Source organism: Cellulophaga baltica (assembly GCF_018861125.1).
GTDB lineage: Bacteria > Bacteroidota > Bacteroidia > Flavobacteriales > Flavobacteriaceae > Cellulophaga > Cellulophaga baltica_A.
The window spans coordinates 210,176-228,885 of sequence record NZ_JAHKQN010000015.1; the positions used below are offsets into that span (position 1 = coordinate 210,176).

Annotated in this window: 19 protein-coding genes; 15 read left to right on the plus strand and 4 right to left on the minus strand. The window is 31.5% G+C overall.

Translation table 11 applies throughout. From position 1 onward, the window contains the following. Positions 1-7: 7 nt before the first annotated feature. From KO500_RS07140 to KO500_RS07200, 13 genes are all read left to right on the plus strand, one after another. Positions 8-2,020 (plus strand): vWA domain-containing protein, encoded by a 2,013-nt coding sequence (locus tag KO500_RS07140; RefSeq protein WP_215955836.1) that lies wholly within the window; start codon positions 8-10, stop codon positions 2,018-2,020. Between the two features lie 35 nt (positions 2,021-2,055). Then, positions 2,056-2,871, plus strand: coding sequence for a prohibitin family protein (locus tag KO500_RS07145; protein ID WP_215955837.1), 816 nt, complete (start codon positions 2,056-2,058; stop codon positions 2,869-2,871). Between the two features lie 252 nt (positions 2,872-3,123). Beyond that, the gene (gene hisG, locus KO500_RS07150; RefSeq protein ID WP_215955838.1) at positions 3,124-3,981 is read left to right on the plus strand and encodes an ATP phosphoribosyltransferase; all 858 of its coding nucleotides are present in this window, start codon (positions 3,124-3,126) and stop codon (positions 3,979-3,981) included. A gap of 12 nt (positions 3,982-3,993) precedes the next feature. After that, a complete protein-coding gene (locus KO500_RS07155; protein WP_215955839.1) occupies positions 3,994-4,434 on the plus strand; it encodes a GNAT family N-acetyltransferase in 441 nt (146 codons plus the stop codon). Between the two features lie 5 nt (positions 4,435-4,439). After that, complete coding sequence (gene hisD / locus KO500_RS07160; protein ID WP_215955840.1) at positions 4,440-5,735, plus strand: histidinol dehydrogenase; 1,296 nt, start codon at positions 4,440-4,442, stop codon at positions 5,733-5,735. Continuing rightward, positions 5,728-6,774 carry a histidinol-phosphate transaminase gene (gene hisC, locus KO500_RS07165; RefSeq protein WP_215956046.1) on the plus strand — a complete coding sequence of 349 codons (1,047 nt, stop codon included), beginning with the start codon at positions 5,728-5,730 and terminating at the stop codon, positions 6,772-6,774. The genes hisD and hisC overlap by 8 nt, the downstream gene beginning before the upstream one ends. Before the next feature lies 1 nt (position 6,775). Beyond that, positions 6,776-7,909, plus strand: a complete 1,134-nt coding sequence (gene hisB / locus KO500_RS07170) for a bifunctional histidinol-phosphatase/imidazoleglycerol-phosphate dehydratase HisB (protein WP_215955841.1) — start codon at positions 6,776-6,778, stop codon at positions 7,907-7,909. Positions 7,910-7,918: 9 nt separating this feature from the next. Beyond that, entirely contained in the window at positions 7,919-8,503 is a 585-nt protein-coding gene (gene hisH / locus KO500_RS07175) for an imidazole glycerol phosphate synthase subunit HisH (protein ID WP_215955842.1), read from the plus strand. 1 nt (position 8,504) lies between these two features. After that, on the plus strand, positions 8,505-8,921 hold the full coding sequence (locus KO500_RS07180) for a GNAT family N-acetyltransferase (RefSeq protein WP_215955843.1): 417 nt from the start codon (positions 8,505-8,507) through the stop codon (positions 8,919-8,921). Then, the gene (gene hisA / locus KO500_RS07185; protein WP_215955844.1) at positions 8,921-9,664 is read left to right on the plus strand and encodes a 1-(5-phosphoribosyl)-5-[(5-phosphoribosylamino)methylideneamino]imidazole-4-carboxamide isomerase; all 744 of its coding nucleotides are present in this window, start codon (positions 8,921-8,923) and stop codon (positions 9,662-9,664) included. Before KO500_RS07180 ends, hisA begins: the two co-directional genes overlap by 1 nt. A 7-nt stretch (positions 9,665-9,671) precedes the next feature. Next, positions 9,672-10,427, plus strand: coding sequence for an imidazole glycerol phosphate synthase subunit HisF (hisF, locus tag KO500_RS07190; RefSeq protein ID WP_215955845.1), 756 nt, complete (start codon positions 9,672-9,674; stop codon positions 10,425-10,427). A 6-nt stretch (positions 10,428-10,433) separates the two neighbouring features. Further along, positions 10,434-11,030, plus strand: a complete 597-nt coding sequence (gene hisIE / locus KO500_RS07195; RefSeq protein WP_215955846.1) for a bifunctional phosphoribosyl-AMP cyclohydrolase/phosphoribosyl-ATP diphosphatase HisIE — start codon at positions 10,434-10,436, stop codon at positions 11,028-11,030. Positions 11,031-11,256: 226 nt separating this feature from the next. Continuing rightward, on the plus strand, positions 11,257-12,681 hold the full coding sequence (locus KO500_RS07200) for a glycosyltransferase (protein ID WP_252732442.1): 1,425 nt from the start codon (positions 11,257-11,259) through the stop codon (positions 12,679-12,681). 64 nt (positions 12,682-12,745) lie between these two features. Here KO500_RS07200 and KO500_RS07205 read toward each other — a convergent pair whose 3' ends face one another. The 4 genes from KO500_RS07205 to KO500_RS07220 form a co-directional block, all read right to left on the minus strand. Then, positions 12,746-13,669 carry a YeiH family protein gene (locus KO500_RS07205; protein WP_215955847.1) on the minus strand — a complete coding sequence of 308 codons (924 nt, stop codon included), beginning with the start codon at positions 13,667-13,669 and terminating at the stop codon, positions 12,746-12,748. Between the two features lie 74 nt (positions 13,670-13,743). After that, entirely contained in the window at positions 13,744-14,628 is an 885-nt protein-coding gene (locus KO500_RS07210) for a LysR substrate-binding domain-containing protein (protein ID WP_215955848.1), read from the minus strand. Positions 14,629-14,665: 37 nt separating this feature from the next. Beyond that, positions 14,666-15,079: a hypothetical protein gene (locus tag KO500_RS07215; RefSeq protein WP_215955849.1), complete on the minus strand. Its 414-nt coding sequence runs from the start codon at positions 15,077-15,079 to the stop codon at positions 14,666-14,668. Between the two features lie 60 nt (positions 15,080-15,139). Further along, positions 15,140-15,946 carry a DUF1853 family protein gene (locus KO500_RS07220; protein ID WP_215955850.1) on the minus strand — a complete coding sequence of 269 codons (807 nt, stop codon included), beginning with the start codon at positions 15,944-15,946 and terminating at the stop codon, positions 15,140-15,142. A gap of 81 nt (positions 15,947-16,027) precedes the next feature. Between KO500_RS07220 and KO500_RS07225 the strand changes: the two genes are divergently transcribed. Together KO500_RS07225 and KO500_RS07230 are read left to right on the plus strand one after the other, a co-directional pair. Then, complete coding sequence (locus KO500_RS07225) at positions 16,028-17,173, plus strand: vWA domain-containing protein (protein WP_215955851.1); 1,146 nt, start codon at positions 16,028-16,030, stop codon at positions 17,171-17,173. Between the two features lie 48 nt (positions 17,174-17,221). Then, positions 17,222-18,691 carry a magnesium chelatase gene (locus KO500_RS07230; protein WP_215955852.1) on the plus strand — a complete coding sequence of 490 codons (1,470 nt, stop codon included), beginning with the start codon at positions 17,222-17,224 and terminating at the stop codon, positions 18,689-18,691. Positions 18,692-18,710 lie beyond the last annotated feature (19 nt).

Here is an 18,710-nt window from a genome sequence, read left to right on the forward strand (position 1 = left end):
TTTAATTATGCAAATACAAACCCTATTACTTATCATATTAGCAGTAATTATTGCTTTGGTAATAGTATGGTTTCAATATTTTTATAAAAACAAGAAGAGAGATAAAACAACTGTTTTACTCTCTTTTTTACGTTTTACAGGGGTGTTTTCACTCTTTTTGTTGCTAATTAACCCTAAATTTAAAAGTAAGAGCTTAAGTGTAGAAAAAGTTAATCTTACTATTTTGGTTGATAATTCAAGTTCTGTAGCAAAAAATAAGGCTTCAATTCAAAAAGCTATAGATCAGTTAAAAAGTAATGATGAATTAGCGGATAAGTTTGCTATTAAAACTTATCAATTTGGAGAAAGTATTCGAAGTTTTGATTCGTTAAGTTTTTCTGATAAAAAGACGGATATTTCAAATGCATTAAAATCTATCTCTGAAGTTTATTCAAAATCAAATACTGTTGCTGTATTACTTTCAGATGGAAATCAAACCATTGGTCAGGATTATGAGTTTTACAGTGAACAATTAAATTTTCCAATTTATCCAATTATAGTTGGTGATACTACCAAATTTGAAGATGTTCGGATTAGTCAGGTTAATGCAAATAAGTATGCATTCTTAAAGAATAAGTTTCCTATTGAGTTCTATGTTTCTTATCAAGGGAATAAAAATGTAAGCCTGCCAGTAAATATAGCTGTTAATGGAAAAAATGTATATAAAGAACAAGTAAAATTGTCAAATTCTGTTTCTTCAAAAAAAATAAATACACTTATAAGTGCTACAGAAGTAGGAGTAAAGACAATTTCGATTAATGTAGGTAGTTTAGAAAACGAAAAGAATATAGTTAACAATAAAAAAACAATTGCGGTAGAGGTAATAGATGAAAAAACTAAAGTTGCAATTGTATCTACATTAAATCATCCAGATATAGGTGCTTTGAAAAAAGCGATAGAAAGTAATGAACAACGGTCTGCAGTAATTATTAAACCAAATGCAAAGCAAGATGTTCTTGATGATTTTGATGTTTTTGTATTCTATCAGCCAACAGCTTCTTTTACTACAGTGTATGATTTCGTAAACAATAAAAAAGTAGGTGTATTTACTATAGTAGGTACTAATACGGATTTGGTGTTTTTGAATAAAATACAGTCAAAATTTAATGTAAATACAGATTATCCTACTCAAGAAGTTTTGGGGGTTTTGAATACTTCATTTTCGCGATACGATGTTTCAAATTTTCAGGCTGATAATTATCCGCCATTGTTAAATAGTTCTGGTGAAGCAATTTTTTCGGGTATTCATGAGTCTTTATTAAGTATGAATATTAGAGGGGTAGATTTGTCTAATTCATTATTGGCAATCACAGAACCTGATGATGTTAAGAATGCGGTGTTATTTGGTGAAGGTATCTGGAAATGGCGTTTGCAAGACTATCGAAATCATCAAAATTTTGAAAATTTTGATCAATTTATAGGAAAGCTAATATTATTTTTATCTGAAACTACAACTAAAAACAGATTAAATATTGAGTATAAATCTGTTTATGAGGGTGTTGGTAATGCTAAGGTGAATGCAACTTATTTTGATGAGACTTTTGTTTTTGATTCTAAAGCAAAATTAGTTTTGAAATTAAACAACACAAAAGAAATTCCGATGTTGTTAAAAGGTAATTTTTATCAAGCTGATTTAAGTGATTTAGAAGCAGGTGATTATAACTTCACAGTTTCGGTTGAAGGTCAGAAAATTAACAAGTCAGGTAAATTTAAAATTCTTGATTTTGATGTGGAACAGCAGTTTTTAGCATCAAACAATAACAAATTGGAAAATTTAGCGACCAATACAGCAGGTAAAGTATTTTACCCTGAAAAAATTGGAGAGCTAATTAGCGAATTAACATTAGGTTCAAAATATCTACCCACACAAAAAAGTACAGGTAAAGTAAGTTCTTTGGTCGATTTCCGATTGTTGTTAGCTTTAATAATACTTTCTTTTTCTTTAGAATGGTTTATCAGAAAATATAACGGATTAATATAAATAACTCACACATTACATTAAAAATAAATAATAAAATGGACAAATTACCAAAAATTGCATTACCAATAGTTTTCGCTTTTGTAGCTGTCGTAATTCTTATATCAAAATCAGCAGTAACAATAAATTCTGGTGAGGCAGGAGTGTTGTATAAAACATTCGGAAACGGAGTTGTAACAGATGAACCGCCATTAGGAGAAGGTTTTCATGTTGTAGCACCATGGAATAAAGTTTTTGTTTACGAAGTAAGACAGCAAGAAGTGTTAGAGAAAATGAATGTCTTATCTAGTAATGGTCTTGATATAAAATTAGAGGCTTCCGCTTGGTTTGAACCTATTCGCGGAGAGTTAGGAAAACTACACCAAGAAAAAGGAGAAGATTATGTTCAAAGAGTTTTGTTACCAACAATAAGATCTGCGGCACGTTCAGTAGTTGGTCGTTATACGCCAGAACAATTATATTCAAGTAAGCGAGATGCTATTCAGCAAGAGATTTTTGATGAAACTCAAAAAATCGTAAAAGATGAATACATTCAGTTAAATGAAATTTTAGTTCGTGATGTAACATTACCACCAACTATTAAAGAAGCAATTGAACGTAAGCTTAGACAAGAGCAAGAATCTTTAGAATATGAGTTTAGACTTGTTACAGCTAAGAAAGAAGCAGAGAAGGTAACTATTGAAGCTCAAGGTAAGGCTGATGCTAACCGTATTTTAAGTGCGTCATTAAATGATCAAATTTTAAAAGATAAAGGTATTGATGCTACTTTAAAATTAGCAGAATCACCAAACTCAAAAATAGTAGTAGTAGGTAGTGGTGATTCAGGACTGCCATTGATTTTAGGAAATAATTAATTTATTGTTAGGTTTTACAATAAAAGGCAAATTGTTGTTAAAAAAGTGATTTTTTATTTTTTCAATCTAAAAATAATTTTACTTTTACAGTATAATGAGAAATCAAACTACACATCATCATCATTTTTATACTTGCTTTCAAGCGAGGTAGAAATGTATTGTAGTAGTGCAACATATTTTAAACCCGTTTGAGCAATCAAACGGGTTTTATTTTTAAGCTTTTTTTGATTGCCAAACAACAAACAAAAAGAAATGACAAAAATTAGAATTGCTATTCAGAAATCAGGACGTTTAAATGATGATTCTATCGGAATCTTAAAAGATTGTGGTATTTCTATTGATAACGGAAAAGATCAGTTAAAAGCATCGTCTCGCAACTTTCCAATGGAAGTTTTTTACTTGCGTAATGGTGATATTCCTCAATACTTAAGAGATGGTGTAGTTGATATAGCTATTATTGGTGAAAATGTATTGATAGAAAAGGGGGAAGATATTTCAATAGCAGAAAAGTTAGGTTTTTCAAAATGCAAAGTTTCTTTAGCTGTACCTAAAGGAGTTGAGTATACTTCTGTAAAAGATTTCCAAGGAAAGCGTATTGCAACATCATACCCGAACACAGTAACAAATTATTTAAAAGATAAAGGTGTTACAGCAGAAATTCACATTATAAATGGTTCTGTGGAAATTGCACCAAATATTGGTTTGGCAGATGGTATTTGTGATATCGTTTCAAGCGGTAGTACGCTTTTTAAGAATAACCTTAAAGAGGTAGAAGTGATGTTGAAGAGTGAAGCTGTTTTAGCGGTTTCATCTAAAATTTCTGAGGAGAGAAAAGAAATACTTGAAAAATTACGATTTAGAATACAATCTGTTTTACGCGCAAGACAATCTAAATATGTGTTGTTAAACGCACCAAATGATAAGTTGCCTAAGATTTTAGAATTGTTGCCTGGTATGCGTAGTCCAACTGTTTTGCCTTTAGCGGAGGAGGGATGGAGTTCGGTTCATACCGTAATTGCAAAAGATTCTTTCTGGGAAGTTATTGATGAATTAAAGCAAGCAGGAGCTGAAGGAATCTTGGTTTGCCCTATAGAGAAAATGGTTTTATAACATTGTTTTGTTATGAAGAACAATTTTAAAATAACGTTGATTCCATACGATGAAATGGAATTGATAATTCCTTTGGTTATTCAGTTAAATAAAGGTAAATTTTCAGGTGAAATTCTGAAAAGCAGATTAAAAAGTATACTTGAAATGGGAACGTACCAATGTATTGGAGTTTACGATGCAGGTAAATTGATAGCTTGTTGTGGGTTTTGGGTGTTAAATAAACTATATGCGGGTAAGCATGTTGAGCCAGATAATGTTTTTGTAGAAGAAGCATACCGCAGTGCGGGTATTGGAGAATTAATGATGAATTGGTTATTTGATTATGCGAAAAGTATCGATTGCATTGGTGCAGAAGTAAACTGTTATCAGCATAATGAAAAAGGAAAAAAATTCTGGGAACGCAAAGGTTTTGAGCCTTTAGGTTATCACATGATTAAGAAATTTGAGGAGTAGTTGTTATGAATAAGATATATAATCCTGAAAAAAAAGATTGGAAAACGCTTCTTAAGCGACCTACAAAAACAGTTGCAGATATTGAAAGTACTGTTGATCAAGTCTTTGGTGAAGTTTTGAATGAAGGAGATTCTGTTATTAAAAAATATACAGAAAAATTTGATGGTGTTGCTGTTGCTGTTGAAAATCTTTTAGTTTCTGATGATGAAATTGTTGAAGCAAATAGCCTTGTTTCTGTTGAATTAAAAGAAGCAATTTTATTAGCAAAAGACAATATAGAAAAGTTTCATGCTGCACAACAAACTGAAAGTGTTCATGTTGAAACGGTAACAGGTGTAGATTGTTGGCAGGTAAAAAGACCAATTGAAAAAGTGGGTTTGTATATTCCTGGAGGTACAGCACCTTTGTTTTCTACAATTTTAATGTTGGCTGTTCCTGCAAATATTGCAGGTTGTACGGAAATTGTTTTGTGTTCGCCACCAAATAAAGAAGGAAAAATACATCCAGCTATATTATATACAGCTAACCTTTGTGGAGTAACAAAAATATTTAAAGTAGGAGGTATTCAAGCAATCGCAGGAATGACATTTGGTACGCAAACAATTCCTCAGGTATATAAGATTTTTGGACCAGGAAATCAATATGTAACCGTTGCAAAACAGATTGCTACAAAGTATGGAGTTGCTATTGATATGCCTGCAGGGCCAAGTGAGTTGTTGGTCGTTGCTGATGATAGTGCCAATGCTTCTTTTGTAGCTTCAGATTTATTAAGCCAAGCAGAGCATGGTATTGATAGTCAAGTAATATTAGTGTCATTATCTAAACAATTACTTGAAGAAGTTGAAAAAGAGATTGTGTTGCAAATTAATGATTTACCTCGTAAAGAAATTGCTCAAAAAGCGATAGATAACAGCAAGTTAATTTTTGTAGAGGATGATGAAACGGCACAAGAATTAATTAATGAATATGGCCCAGAACATTATATAGTTTGTGTATCAGATGAAGAATCATATTTACGTGCAATTACCAATGCTGGCTCTGTATTTATTGGAAATTATACACCAGAAAGTGCGGGAGATTATGCATCAGGAACAAACCATACGTTGCCAACAAATGGTTACGCGAAACAATATAGTGGAGTTAATTTAGATAGCTTCATGAAAAGTATGACTTTTCAGAAAATATCACGAGAAGGTTTGCAAGAAATTGGAAATGCGATTGAATTAATGGCAGAAGCTGAAGGTTTGCAAGCGCATAAAAACGCTGTTACATTACGTTTAAATAATCTTGATGATGAGTAAAGTGAATATACAAGCCCTAGTTCGTGAAAACGTAAATGGCTTAAGTCCGTATTCGTCAGCACGTGACGAGTATGTCTCTGATGGTTCTGAAATGGTGTTTTTAGATGCTAATGAAAATCCGTTTGAAAATGGTGTAAATAGATATCCTGATCCACAACAGCGTGGTTTAAAAGAGGTTTTAGCTTCTCAAAAAGGATTAAACTCATCAAACATTCTTTTTGGTAATGGTAGTGATGAAGTTTTAGATTTTATTTTTAGAACATTTTGTGAGCCTAAACAAGACAATATTATCACATTACCACCAACATATGGCATGTATAAAGTACTGTCTGGGATTAATAATATTGAAAACAAGGAGGTTTTATTAACTTCTGATTTTGAACCTGATGTTGAACAGATTCTTTCAGCGGCTAATTCAAATTCAAAGCTGTTGTTTTTATGTTCGCCAAATAACCCAACTGCAAATAGTTTTTCTAGAAATAAAATTATTGAGTTGTTAGAAAAATTTAATGGAGTAGTAGTAATTGATGAGGCATATATTGATTTTTCAAAAGAAGAATCTTGGTTATCTGAATTATCAAGTTATTCTAATTTAATAGTGACACAAACATTATCTAAAGCTTACGGTATGGCAGGTATTAGGTTGGGTGTTTGTTATGCGTCAGAAGAAATAATTGCTGTTTTAAATAAAATTAAGCCACCATATAACGTTAATGAGCTGACTCAAAAAAGAGCTTTAGAACGTGTATTGAATTTAGATAAAGTAAAAAGTGAAGTAGCTGATATATTAGTGGAAAGAGATTTGCTATCTAAAGCATTACTTCAACTTAAATTTGTGTCAAAAGTTTATGATACAGATGCTAATTTTGTTTTAGCAAAGCTTGATAATGCTACAGAGCGATACAAACAGTTGTTAAAAAAAGGTATTGTAGTTCGTAATAGAACAACACAGCCTTTATGTGAAAATACACTTAGGTTTACAGTGGGTACAAAAGAAGAAAATCAGAGACTAATTCAAGTTTTAAAAGAAATTCAATAGTATGAAAAAAGTACTTTTTATAGATAGAGATGGTACGATCATTAAGGAAACGGTAGACGAGCAAATTGATGCATTTGATAAAATGACTTTTTATCCAAAAGCGTTTACATTTTTGGGTAAAATAGCTAAAGAGCTAGATTATGAATTGGTGATGATTACCAACCAAGATGGTTTAGGTACTGATGTTTTTCCTGAGGATACTTTTTGGCCAGTACATAACTTTATCATGAATTCTTTTGAAAATGAAGGTGTTGTATTTGATAAGGTATTTTTAGACCGTACCTTTCCACATGAAAATGCCAATACGCGTAAACCAGGTACAGGTTTATTAAGAGAATATTTTTCTGATGAATATGATTTAGCAAATTCTTTTGTAATAGGTGATCGATTAACAGATATGGAATTAGCTAAAAACCTTGGTGCACAAGGTATTTTTATAAATGATGAAACCAATTTAGGCACAGGTGAAATTACGGTAAAGCGTGATGAATTAGATGCTTTTATTGCAACTGAAACTAATGATTGGGAAAAAATATATGAGTTTTTAAAGTTAAAAGATAGAGTCTCATCAATTAGTAGAAAAACGAACGAAACGGATATTCAAATAAAAGTAAACCTTGATGGAACAGGAAAAAGCGACATCAAAACAGGTTTGGCTTTCTTTGATCATATGTTAGACCAATTGGCACGTCATGGTCAAATGGACTTGGATATTAAAGTAAATGGTGATTTAGAAGTTGATGAGCACCACACGATTGAAGATACTGCAATAGCTTTGGGTGAAGTGTTTCATAAAGCTTTAGGAACAAAATTAGGTATAGAGCGTTATGGATTCTGCTTGCCTATGGATGATTGTTTAGCGCAAGTAGCTATCGATTTTGGTGGTAGAAATTGGCTGGTTTGGGATGCTGAATTTAATCGTGAAATGGTAGGAGATATGCCAACAGAAATGTTTTTACATTTCTTTAAATCATTTACTGATGGAGCAAAAGCGAACTTAAATGTAAAAGCTGAAGGTGCAAATGAGCATCATAAAATAGAAGCGATATTTAAAGCTTTTGCAAAAGCAATTAAAATGGCGGTAAAACGGGATGTAGATAAAATGGTTTTGCCATCTACAAAAGGAATGTTATAAAAATATAGAATGAAAATTGTAATAATAAATTACGGGGCTGGTAATATTCAAAGCATAAAATTTGCAATTCAAAGACTTGGTTTTGAGGCTGTTTTGTCAAATGATGTGAATGAAATATTAAATGCTGACAAAGTAATTTTTCCTGGTGTAGGTGAAGCGAGTAGTGCTATGCAAAAATTACGTGATAGTGGTTTAGATACTTTGGTTCCTAAGTTAAAGCAACCAGTTTTAGGAATTTGTTTAGGAATGCAATTGATGTGTAATTCTACTGAAGAAGGCGCTACTAAAGGCTTAGGGATTTTTGATGTTGATGTTATAAAATTTACAGACAAAGTAAAAGTGCCTCAAATAGGTTGGAATCAAATTAAGAATTTGAAAGCTGATTTATTCAATGATATTCCAGAAGCAGAATATATTTATTTGGTGCATAGTTTTTATGCTCCAAAATGTGATGAAACTATAGCTACATCTGAATATGATGTAGAGTATAGTGCGGCTTTAAAGAAAGATAATTTTTATGGCACACAATTTCATCCTGAAAAAAGTAGTAGTATCGGAGAGAAAATTCTATTGAATTTTTTGAAAATGAAATAATATGTCCTTAGTATTTTCAACAGATAAAAGTAAACTTGATGTTCATAAGATTCAACAATACATTAGTAATGAATCTTATTGGGGAGAAGGAAGGTCTGTTGAGGATGTTGAAATAACCATAACTAATTCCTTCTGTTTTGGTTTGTATGCAGAAAACGGGAATCAAATAGCATTTACAAGAGTGGTTACAGACCATATTTTGTTTGCTTATTTGATGGATGTAATTGTATTTACCGAATTTCAGGGTAATGGCTATGGGAAGCAACTAATTAATTATGTGATGACACATGAATTAATTAAAAAAGTAAAAACAGTAGCCTTAAAAACGAAAGATGCTCATGGTTTGTATGAGCGTCATGGATTTAAAAAAGTTGGAGATTCAAAATTTTGGATGTCCATTGATAAAATAAAATTATAATGCGAATAATTCCTGCAATAGATATTATAGATGGTAAATGTGTCCGACTTTCAAAAGGAGATTACGATACCAAAAAAATATATAACGAGAACCCTTTAGAGGTTGCAAAAGAATTTGAGGCTCACGGAATTGAATATTTACATTTAGTAGATTTAGACGGTGCAAAATCAAAACACATTGTAAATCATAAGGTTTTAGAGCAAATTGCATCAAAAACAAGTTTAAAAATTGATTTTGGTGGAGGTTTAAAAACGAATGAGGATTTAAAAATAGCTTTTAATAGTGGTGCTTCGCAAATTACGGGTGGTAGTATTGCTGTGAAAGATAGAGACACATTCTCGGGTTGGATTGAGGCATACGGTGCTGAAAAGATTATACTTGGAGCTGATGCTTTAAATGAAAAAATTGCAGTATCGGGCTGGCAAGAAGATTCGAAAGAAGAGTTAATTCCGTTTATAAAAGGATATCAAGATAACGGAATTGTTTTTGTGATTTGTACTGATATTAGTAAAGACGGTATGTTGCAGGGCCCTTCTTTTGATTTGTATAAAAAAATACTAGAACAAACGGGTAAGGGAATTAATGGTTCTGGAATAAATTTAATTGCTTCAGGAGGTATTTCTACTTTTGACGAGTTACCAAAATTAGCTGAGTTGGGTTGTGAAGGTACAATTATCGGAAAAGCAATTTACGAGAACAGAATTAGCTTAAAACAATTAGAAGAGTTTATTCTAAATAAATAAAAAACCAATGCTTACAAAACGTATTATACCTTGTTTAGATATTAAAAACGGTAGGACTGTAAAAGGGGTGAACTTTGTTGATTTGCGTGATGCAGGAGATCCTGTAGAGTTAGCGGCGCTTTATGCGAGTTCAGGAGCTGATGAGTTAGTTTTTTTAGATATTTCAGCAACTGAAGAAAGACGTAAAACACTTGCGGAGTTGGTGTTTCATGTTGCAGAAAAGGTAAATATTCCCTTTACTGTTGGTGGTGGTATCTCTTCTATTGAAGATGTAGACGTTTTACTTCAAAATGGAGCTGATAAAGTCTCAATTAATTCATCAGCAGTAAAAAATCCGCAGTTAATTAATGATTTGTCTGCAAAATTTGGCTCTCAATGTATTGTAGTTGCTATAGATGCAAAACAAATTGATGGAGAGTGGATTGTTCATTTAGTTGGAGGAAAAGTACCTACAGAAATTCGTTTATTTGATTGGGCAAAAGAAGTAGAAGAACGTGGTGCAGGTGAAATATTATTCACATCAATGGATAATGATGGTACTAAAGATGGTTTTGCAAATGAAGCTTTAGCTAAATTATCAACGGAATTAAATATTCCAATCATAGCATCAGGTGGAGCAGGAAATATGCAACATTTTACAGATACATTTATTGATGGCAAGGCAGATGCGGCACTTGCTGCAAGTGTATTTCATTTTAAAGAGATTGAAATAGCAGATTTAAAAGAAGAATTAAAAAATAACGGGATTCCTGTTAGAATATAAGATAGTATGAAAATAGATTTTGATAAAAATTCAGACGGATTAATACCAGCTATTATCCAAGATGCAACAACAAAAAACGTTTTGATGTTGGGTTATATGAACCAAGAGGCTTTTGATAAAACACAAAAAACTAAAAAAGTTACTTTTTTTAGTCGTTCTAAAAATCGTTTATGGACAAAAGGGGAAGAAAGTGGAAATTTTTTAAACCTTGTAGCTATTAAAAATGATTGTGATAATGATACATTGTTGGTGACTGTTAATCCTGCGGGGCCGACGTGTCATACAGGTACAGATACTTGTTGGAGTGAAGAGAATTCAAGTAATTTTGGTTTTCTAACAAAATTAGAAGCTATTATCAAAGATCGTAGAGAAAATCCTGAGAATAAAGATAGCTATGTGGCATCTTTATACAGAAAAGGAATTAATAAAGTAGCTCAGAAAGTAGGAGAAGAAGCGGTAGAGGTTGTCATTGAAGCAAAAGATAATGATGACAAACTGTTTTTAGATGAAAGTGCAGATTTATTGTTTCATTATCTAATACTTTTGCAGGCTAAAGGTTTTACATTAAAAGATGTTGAAGATGTTTTAGTGAAAAGAAACTAGGTTCAAAAAAATACTTTATTGAAATTCGGAATGCTATTCAAATATAGTGTTCCGAATTTTTTTATGTTTTATTGGAAGAGTTTTTCAAAGCAAATAAATGTGTAAAGTGTATAATTATACATTTTGTGTGTAAAAATTATACACAAAAAATATAGTGAATAGTGTTTGAGGCTAGTGTTTAGGTTGTAATTGGTAATGGTATGCAAATTGTTAATACTATTCAAAAATGACATTAAAATTTAAACAAGCCTATAATATGAAATCTGGAACGATTAATTTAAAATCAGTAAATAATAAATATGCAAAAGCATCTCAAAAAACTAGCGATATCAATTATCGAGCATTAGTGGTTTTATTAAGTTCTTTTGTGTTAATGTTAGGAGCTGCTTATTCGGTTTACCTTTTGCAAGAAGATTTTTCGAAATTTAATTTTGAAAGAATGAATTCAAGTTGGGGATTTGCTTTTTTTACCCTTGCCGCTGTAATATTTACATTTAGTTCGATAACGTTTCTTTACGATTTATATTTGTATTTTAAATACAAGCCTATTGCTTCAGTAAGTGACGAAGAATTGCCTACAGTAACAGTAATTGTACCTGCGTATAATGAAGGAAAACAAGTTTGGGCAACTTTAAAAAGTTTGGCAAAAAGTGATTATCCTAAAGAAAAATTACAATTACTTTCAATTGATGACGGTAGTAAAGACGATACTTGGTTCTGGATGCAAGAAGCTAAAAGAATTTTAGGGGATCAAGTTACTATAATGCAACAACCTAAAAATATGGGTAAACGTCATGCTTTATATCGTGGTTTTCACCTTGGGACTGGTGAGATTTTTGTTACTGTAGATAGTGATTCAATTGTAAATGAAGATACACTACGTAATTTAGTAAGTCCGTTAGTAGTTGATGAAAAATGTGGAGCAGTTGCAGGTAATATTCAAGTCTTGAATAATAAAAAAGCATTATTGCCAAAAATGCTTAACGTTAGTTTTGTGATGAGTTTTGAGTTCAAGCGTTCAGCGGAAAGTAGTTTAAATTCTGTTTTATGTACGCCAGGGGCTTTAGCAGCATACAGGTCAACTGCGGTTTTTGATTGTTTAGAAGAATGGATTGATCAAAAATTTATGGGTAAAGCTTCTGATATTGGTGAAGATAGAGCTTTAACTAATATGATATTAAGGCAAGGTTTTAGTGTGTTGTTTCAAAGAAATGCATACGCATATACAAATGTTCCTGAAGATTATACAGGCTTATATAAAATGTTTATCAGATGGGGTAGAAGTAACGTTCGTGAAAACATTGCAATGTCTAAATTTGTATTCACAGATTTTAAAGAGGGTAATAAATTTGGGTCAAGGTTGTTGTTTTTAACACAATCTATTAAAATGATTATGTCGTATCCTTTTTTATTATTTATGTTGTTTTTTGTAATAACGCAACCAGTTTTATTTTTGAGTTCAACATTATTGAGTATTCTAATAATGTCATCTTTCCCAGTGTTGTTTTACGCTAAAAGATATGATTTAAAAGAAGCGTTTTGGGCGTATTCATATAGTATTTTATATACATTCGGTTTATTCTGGATTACACCTTATGCTATAGCAACTGCAGGAAAAAGTGGTTGGTTAACTAGAGAGTTAGCGGCATAGTTAAACAAATTATAGTTTAAAGCCCCTTTGTAGATTTCTGCAAAGGGGCTTTATGTTTTTGTAATTATAGGTACATAATGTAAACAAGAGAAAAGATAGAGATAAATACCCAAAGGCAAAAGGCAAGTAAAATTGGCTTGAATCCTGTTGTTTTAAAGTCTTTGAGTGATATTGTTGCGCCTACTAAAAATAAAGTGATTACAAGAAGTCTTTTTGCGTATAAAACAATATTATTTGTTATGCTTTCTGGCACTATGTGATAACTATTTATAAGAATGGTCAAAATAAATAAGCCAATGAAGTAAGGAATTTTAATTTTCTCACCTCTGGTTTTAAAAAGAAACATTGAAACTATAGAAAGAGGAATAATCCATAAGGTTCTAGATAGTTTAACAGTTGTTGCAATACGCAAAGCTTCATCACCAAACCCCATAGCAGCGCCAACAACAGAACTTGTGTCATGAATTGCTACCGCACACCACAAGCCAAAATCATGTTGGTTTAAATTAAGCAAATGTCCTACACTAGGAAATACAAATAAAGCGATCGAGTTTAATAAAAAAACAATAGCTAGAGCAATACTGATAGTTTTGCTTTTTGCTTTTATGACAGGAGATATTGCTGCAATTGCGCTTCCTCCGCAAATTGAAGTTCCTGAGGTAATTAAATGCCCTAACTTCAAGTCAATTTTAAGTAGCCTTGTGATTATATACCCTAAAGTTAGTGTGGATATTATTGATAAAAATGTTAAGCCTAAGCCTTCTTTGCTGGTTTTTAGAGTTTCGTTAATAAACATTCCGAAACCTAAACCAACTACCGCTATTTTTAAAAATAAATGAATTGCTTTATGGGTGTATGATTTGAATGGATTTTGAAAAATTAAAGAAAATGCAAAACCCAATATTAGTGCTGTAGGACTATTAATTAACCCTAAAAGAGCAAGTGTTATTATTAAAAAGAATATGAATTTTATACCAAGATTTTTCATAACCATAAATTTTATGGTGTAAAGATACTTGTGTAATATAACTTTTAAGCAATTTAAATACTTATCATATATAACTAAAAGTTATGGTTGGTTCTAATAAATTTTTCAAAATAATCCATGACGCTAGATTTATAACCAGTTCTCGATACGAAATAAAACCATCTTTCTATAGAGATGCCTTTAATGTCAATTATTTTTAGTTTGTTATTAATAAGATCTTCTCGAACCGCATTTATAGAAAGTAAAGCGTAACTATTACTATAGTATAAGTAGTTTTTTATAGCTTCTGTGCTGTTTAGGGTAATAGTTGTGTTTAATTTTTTAATATTTTGTGTTTTAAAAACATCATAAATAATTTCACGTGTTCCAGAGCCCATTTCGCGTTCAACTAAAGGTATTTCTTGTAGAATTTTGGTGTTGATGGTTTCTTTTTTCAATGTATTGTTATTCGTGTTGGTTACTAAAACAATCTCGTCTTTGATGAATTTAGTAAACTGTAATTTTCTATTCGTGTTTTTACCTTCAGTAATACCAAAATCTAGTTGTTGATTTAAAATCAGGTTTTCAATCTCTTCTGAATTTTCACTTTCAATATTAAGATTAACTTTAGGAAATTGCGTGTTAAATAAGGCGATTATTTTGGGGATAATATAATTTGCGACTGTTGTGCTTACGCCAAAGGTAATTTGATCAGGAAAGGCTTCTTTCTTATTTAAAAACTGATTTTCCATTTCAGTTTGTATGTCTAGTATTCTGTTTACATAACTTAAAAAAGCTTTGCCGTCCGCAGTAAGCTCAATAGAATTACGTTTTCTTAAGAAAAATGTTGTCTTGTATTCGTCTTCTAAAGTTCGTATTGCTTTTGAGATAGCAGGTTGTGAAATAAATAATTGTGATGCTGCTTTAGTGAAACTAGAGTGGTAGGCTACACTTTTAAATATTTTAAGCTTATGATTCATTTGTACAATTGAAAAAGTATATCAAAAGTACCAAAAGTTATTCTATAATCTTAGCTTCAGATACTTCGGCATTGTTTCGGATGCTTTCTTTTTCTGCCCGCAAATCTAAAGTGGTTATAAAGTCTTGTGTATTTTCGTAAACTCTCTTGCTGTAAAATCTACCTCTGTCCCAATCAGGAGCGTCTACGGCGTGTTCTAAATCATTAATTGTATTCTGAATTTTCAATTTTAATTCTTCATCACTATGTAACTCTAAATAACTAGCAATTTTATCATAAGCTTCTAAAGCTTTTTCAGAATAATGTCTTTGGTGATCAAAATTATTCGATTTTAGTGCTTTTTTGGAATGATTTAAGGCGTAAGTTGCTTGAGTGTAAGTAGAGTTCCAATCAATTTCTTGACTACTATTGAAGCTAAATAAGAATAGTAGAGGTAGTAATAATTTTATCATTTGGGAGGTTTTTGTAAGTTTTTACTTACTAATTAACGCTACTGATTATTTAATATTGCGCTACCACCAAACAATAAATAATTTTGAATAATCATTATTTTCACTTTTTAACCACACCATTGGAGACCTTTTTCTGTTTATCATTTCTTCTATTTCAGAGTGTATATTTTGTTGTGTTTTATACGCTACATTTTCATGAGGTTTAACAACCCATTCTTTCTTTGTTGGAATGTAAAATTTATGGGCAAAAAAAGTATCATGTTTAAAATTTGTATAAGAAATCCAATACCCAAAAATACTTTCTTTTTTGAAAGGAATAATAGGTTTTTCTTTGTTGAAATACGGAATGAATAATTGTGCTTTAAAACAGGTTTGCGAATTTATCAATAAATTATTTAAATTATTTTTTATCAGTAATTTACAAGCTTCTATTGAATGTAATAGTTTAAATTGTTTCTCTTTTATTTTAGTTAATTTTTGATAAAATGAATCTTTTTTATTAGGCCCGATAAGTTGATGAATTGGGTCAGTATTGGAAAAATCTATCAAGTAAAATTTATAGGTTAATTCAATGTGATAATAAATATTTGTTTTAGTGTTTTTTATAATAAAATCTAACTCGCCAAGTGTTCTATTTTCGTTCCTGATGGGTTCGTTAAAAAGCAAAACTTCATACTCATTTTGTTGTGTGATTAATTGATGAAATATATGTTCTATTTGATGTCCTAATCTTAAATTATTTGGAATCTGTTTTGGAATGAAATTTGAAATATCAATTTCTGGAAAGTTAAATTGTGTAACCTCTAACAATTCTGAATCCCAAAGTGCAGGTGTTTTTAAAAAACCGATAGTTTGTTGTAATTCCATAACTAGTAAATTTACACTTTTTGTTGCGTTAAGGTTTCTTAAATGCTCGTTTTGCTTTTTAAAAATCCTTATTTTTATAGGATGGCTATGAATATTAGAAAAGGATTTCGGTTTGCTACGTATGAAGCGCCAAATCTAACTCCTTTCGAAAAACTCTTTGATATTTTTCAAGAACTCATTACACATACTTCAGGTGATTTTGATGAAGCGATTGATTGGTTAAGAGAATTGGATAAGGAATACGAATTAACAGATGAGAATTACACTATTGAAGACTTTATTGAAGACTTAAAAGCTAAGGGGTATATTCGAGAAGAGTTCAAAGATGGTGGTGGAGACGGTTCTGATGGCGAAAAAAGTAATGGTGATATATCTATTACGGCAAAAATGGAACGTTTAATAAGGCAACGAGCACTAGATCAAATTTTTGGAAAATTGAAACGAAGTGGTGCGGGCAATCATAAAACCGGAAAAACGGGTAGTGGTGATGAGCATACAGGCGAGTTTAGATCATACCGATATGGCGATGGTTTAGAGCATATTTCAATGACAGAGAGCTTAAGAAATGCTCAAATTAATAACGGTATTGGTAATTTTTCGCTTACGGAAGATGATTTAGTGGTTGAAGATACGCATCATAAATCACAAATGAGTACAGTTTTAATGATTGATATTAGCCACAGTATGATACTCTACGGTGAAGATAGAATTACACCTGCAAAAAAAGTCGCAATGGCTCTTGCAGAGTTAATTACAACACGTTACCCAAAAGATACTTTAGATATTTTGGTATTCGGAAATGATGCCTGGCCAATACCCATTAAAGATTTACCGTATTTAAAAGTTGGTCCGTATCATACCAATACGGTGGCTGGTTTGCAATTAGCTATGGATATTCTTAGAAGAAAAAGAAATACCAATAAACAAATTTTTATGATTACCGATGGTAAGCCAAGTTGTTTGCGTATGCCAGATGGTAGTTATTATAAAAATAGCGTTGGTTTAGATGATTATATTGTTGAAAAATGTTATAACATGGCAAGGCAGGCAAGAAAACTTCATGTACCTATAACTACTTTCATGATTGCTCAAGACCCATATTTAATGAAATTTATACGTGAGTTTACAGAAGCAAATAAAGGAAAAGCATTTTTTACAGGATTACAAGGACTTGGAGAAATGATTTTTGAAGATTATGAAACAAATAGAAAGAAAAGGTTAAAATAAAATACGAATACAACTTGTGTTTTAAAACACAAAACCAAAAGAAAAAATATGCAATTGAATTATAAAGAAATAATTACTTTGGGCCAACTTAAAGCTTCAGGGTATAAAAGTAAAAGTATAAAAGACGAACTTAGGGATAACTTAGTCGAAGGTATAAAATCAGGAAAAGAGACTTTTGCTGGCGTTTGGGGCTATGAGAATTCTGTTATTCCTCAATTAGAGCGTGCTATTTTATCTCGTCATAATATAAACCTACTAGGTTTACGTGGACAGGCCAAAACACGTTTAGCACGTTTAATGGTGAACTTATTAGATGAGTTTATCCCGGTAGTTTCAGGTTCTGAAATTAATGATGACCCTTTAATTCCTATGTCTCGTTACGCTATTGAGTTAATTAAAGAAAAAGGAGATGATGCGCCAATTACATGGTTACATCGTGATGAGCGCTTTTATGAGAAATTGGCAACGCCAGATGTTACTGTTGCAGATTTAATTGGAGATGTTGATCCTATTAAAGCAGCGAATTTAAAATTATCGTATGCTGATGATCGCGTAATTCATTTCGGAATGATACCAAGAGCAAACCGTTGCATTTTTGTAATTAATGAGTTGCCAGATTTACAAGCACGTATTCAGGTATCATTATTTAATATTTTGCAAGAAGGAGACATACAAATTCGTGGCTTTAAATTAAGATTGCCTTTAGATTTACAATTTGTATTCACTGCAAATCCTGAAGATTACACGAATAGGGGGAGTATTGTAACTCCATTAAAAGATAGAATAGGCTCTCAAATCTTAACACATTATCCTGATGATATTGAAACGGCTCGTAAAATTACTGAGCAAGAGTCTAGATTAGACCTTCGCCAAAGTGATGCAGTATATGTGCCAGACCTAGCAAAAGATTTGTTAGAGCAAATAAGCTTTGAAGCAAGAGATAGTGAGTATGTTGATGCTAAAAGTGGTGTAAGTGCTCGTACAAGTATTACTGCGTTTGAGAATTTGCTAAGTACTGCAGAACGTAGAGCTTTAGTTACGGGGGTTGATAAAACAATGGTTCGTTTAAGTGATTTTTTAGGCGTTATACCAGCAATTACGGGTAAGATAGAATTAGTTTACGAAGGTGAGCAAGAAGGTGCAGACGGTGTTGCGGCAATTTTAATTGATGATGCTGTAAAAACAACTTTCCCAAAATACTTTCCTAAAATTAATAAATTAGAGAAAAAAGGAGAAGATACTCCTTACGATGAATTATTACATTGGTTTTTTCAAGGAGAAGGTTTTGAGCTTTTAGATGAATACACGGATGAAGAATATAAAAGAGCTTTAGATGATATTCCAGCATTAAATCAATTATTAAAAGAATATCAACCAGAAGTTTCAAAAGAAGATTCTTATTTTTTAAAAGAACTTTTACTATGGGGTTTAGTGGCGTATAAAAAACTGAATAAACATAGATTTGAAGAAGGTTATCAATTTAAAGATTTATACGGTAGTTTTATAAATGGAATTTGATTTAAATACAAAACCCCTT

Bases quoted from the DNA above. Each gene is read 5' to 3' on its own strand.
- KO500_RS07140 (WP_215955836.1), top strand. From the start codon at position 8: ATGCAAATACAAACCCTATTACTTATCATATTAGCAGTAATTATTGCT.
- KO500_RS07145 (WP_215955837.1), top strand. From the start codon at position 2,056: ATGGACAAATTACCAAAAATTGCATTACCAATAGTTTTCGCTTTTGTA.
- hisG (WP_215955838.1), top strand. From the start codon at position 3,124: ATGACAAAAATTAGAATTGCTATTCAGAAATCAGGACGTTTAAATGAT.
- KO500_RS07155 (WP_215955839.1), top strand. From the start codon at position 3,994: ATGAAGAACAATTTTAAAATAACGTTGATTCCATACGATGAAATGGAA.
- hisD (WP_215955840.1), top strand. From the start codon at position 4,440: ATGAATAAGATATATAATCCTGAAAAAAAAGATTGGAAAACGCTTCTT.
- hisC (WP_215956046.1), top strand. From the start codon at position 5,728: ATGAGTAAAGTGAATATACAAGCCCTAGTTCGTGAAAACGTAAATGGC.
- hisB (WP_215955841.1), top strand. From the start codon at position 6,776: ATGAAAAAAGTACTTTTTATAGATAGAGATGGTACGATCATTAAGGAA.
- hisH (WP_215955842.1), top strand. From the start codon at position 7,919: ATGAAAATTGTAATAATAAATTACGGGGCTGGTAATATTCAAAGCATA.
- KO500_RS07180 (WP_215955843.1), top strand. From the start codon at position 8,505: ATGTCCTTAGTATTTTCAACAGATAAAAGTAAACTTGATGTTCATAAG.
- hisA (WP_215955844.1), top strand. From the start codon at position 8,921: ATGCGAATAATTCCTGCAATAGATATTATAGATGGTAAATGTGTCCGA.
- hisF (WP_215955845.1), top strand. From the start codon at position 9,672: ATGCTTACAAAACGTATTATACCTTGTTTAGATATTAAAAACGGTAGG.
- hisIE (WP_215955846.1), top strand. From the start codon at position 10,434: ATGAAAATAGATTTTGATAAAAATTCAGACGGATTAATACCAGCTATT.
- KO500_RS07200 (WP_252732442.1), top strand. From the start codon at position 11,257: ATGACATTAAAATTTAAACAAGCCTATAATATGAAATCTGGAACGATT.
- KO500_RS07205 (WP_215955847.1), bottom strand. From the start codon at position 13,669: ATGAAAAATCTTGGTATAAAATTCATATTCTTTTTAATAATAACACTT.
- KO500_RS07210 (WP_215955848.1), bottom strand. From the start codon at position 14,628: ATGAATCATAAGCTTAAAATATTTAAAAGTGTAGCCTACCACTCTAGT.
- KO500_RS07215 (WP_215955849.1), bottom strand. From the start codon at position 15,079: ATGATAAAATTATTACTACCTCTACTATTCTTATTTAGCTTCAATAGT.
- KO500_RS07220 (WP_215955850.1), bottom strand. From the start codon at position 15,946: ATGGAATTACAACAAACTATCGGTTTTTTAAAAACACCTGCACTTTGG.
- KO500_RS07225 (WP_215955851.1), top strand. From the start codon at position 16,028: ATGGCTATGAATATTAGAAAAGGATTTCGGTTTGCTACGTATGAAGCG.
- KO500_RS07230 (WP_215955852.1), top strand. From the start codon at position 17,222: ATGCAATTGAATTATAAAGAAATAATTACTTTGGGCCAACTTAAAGCT.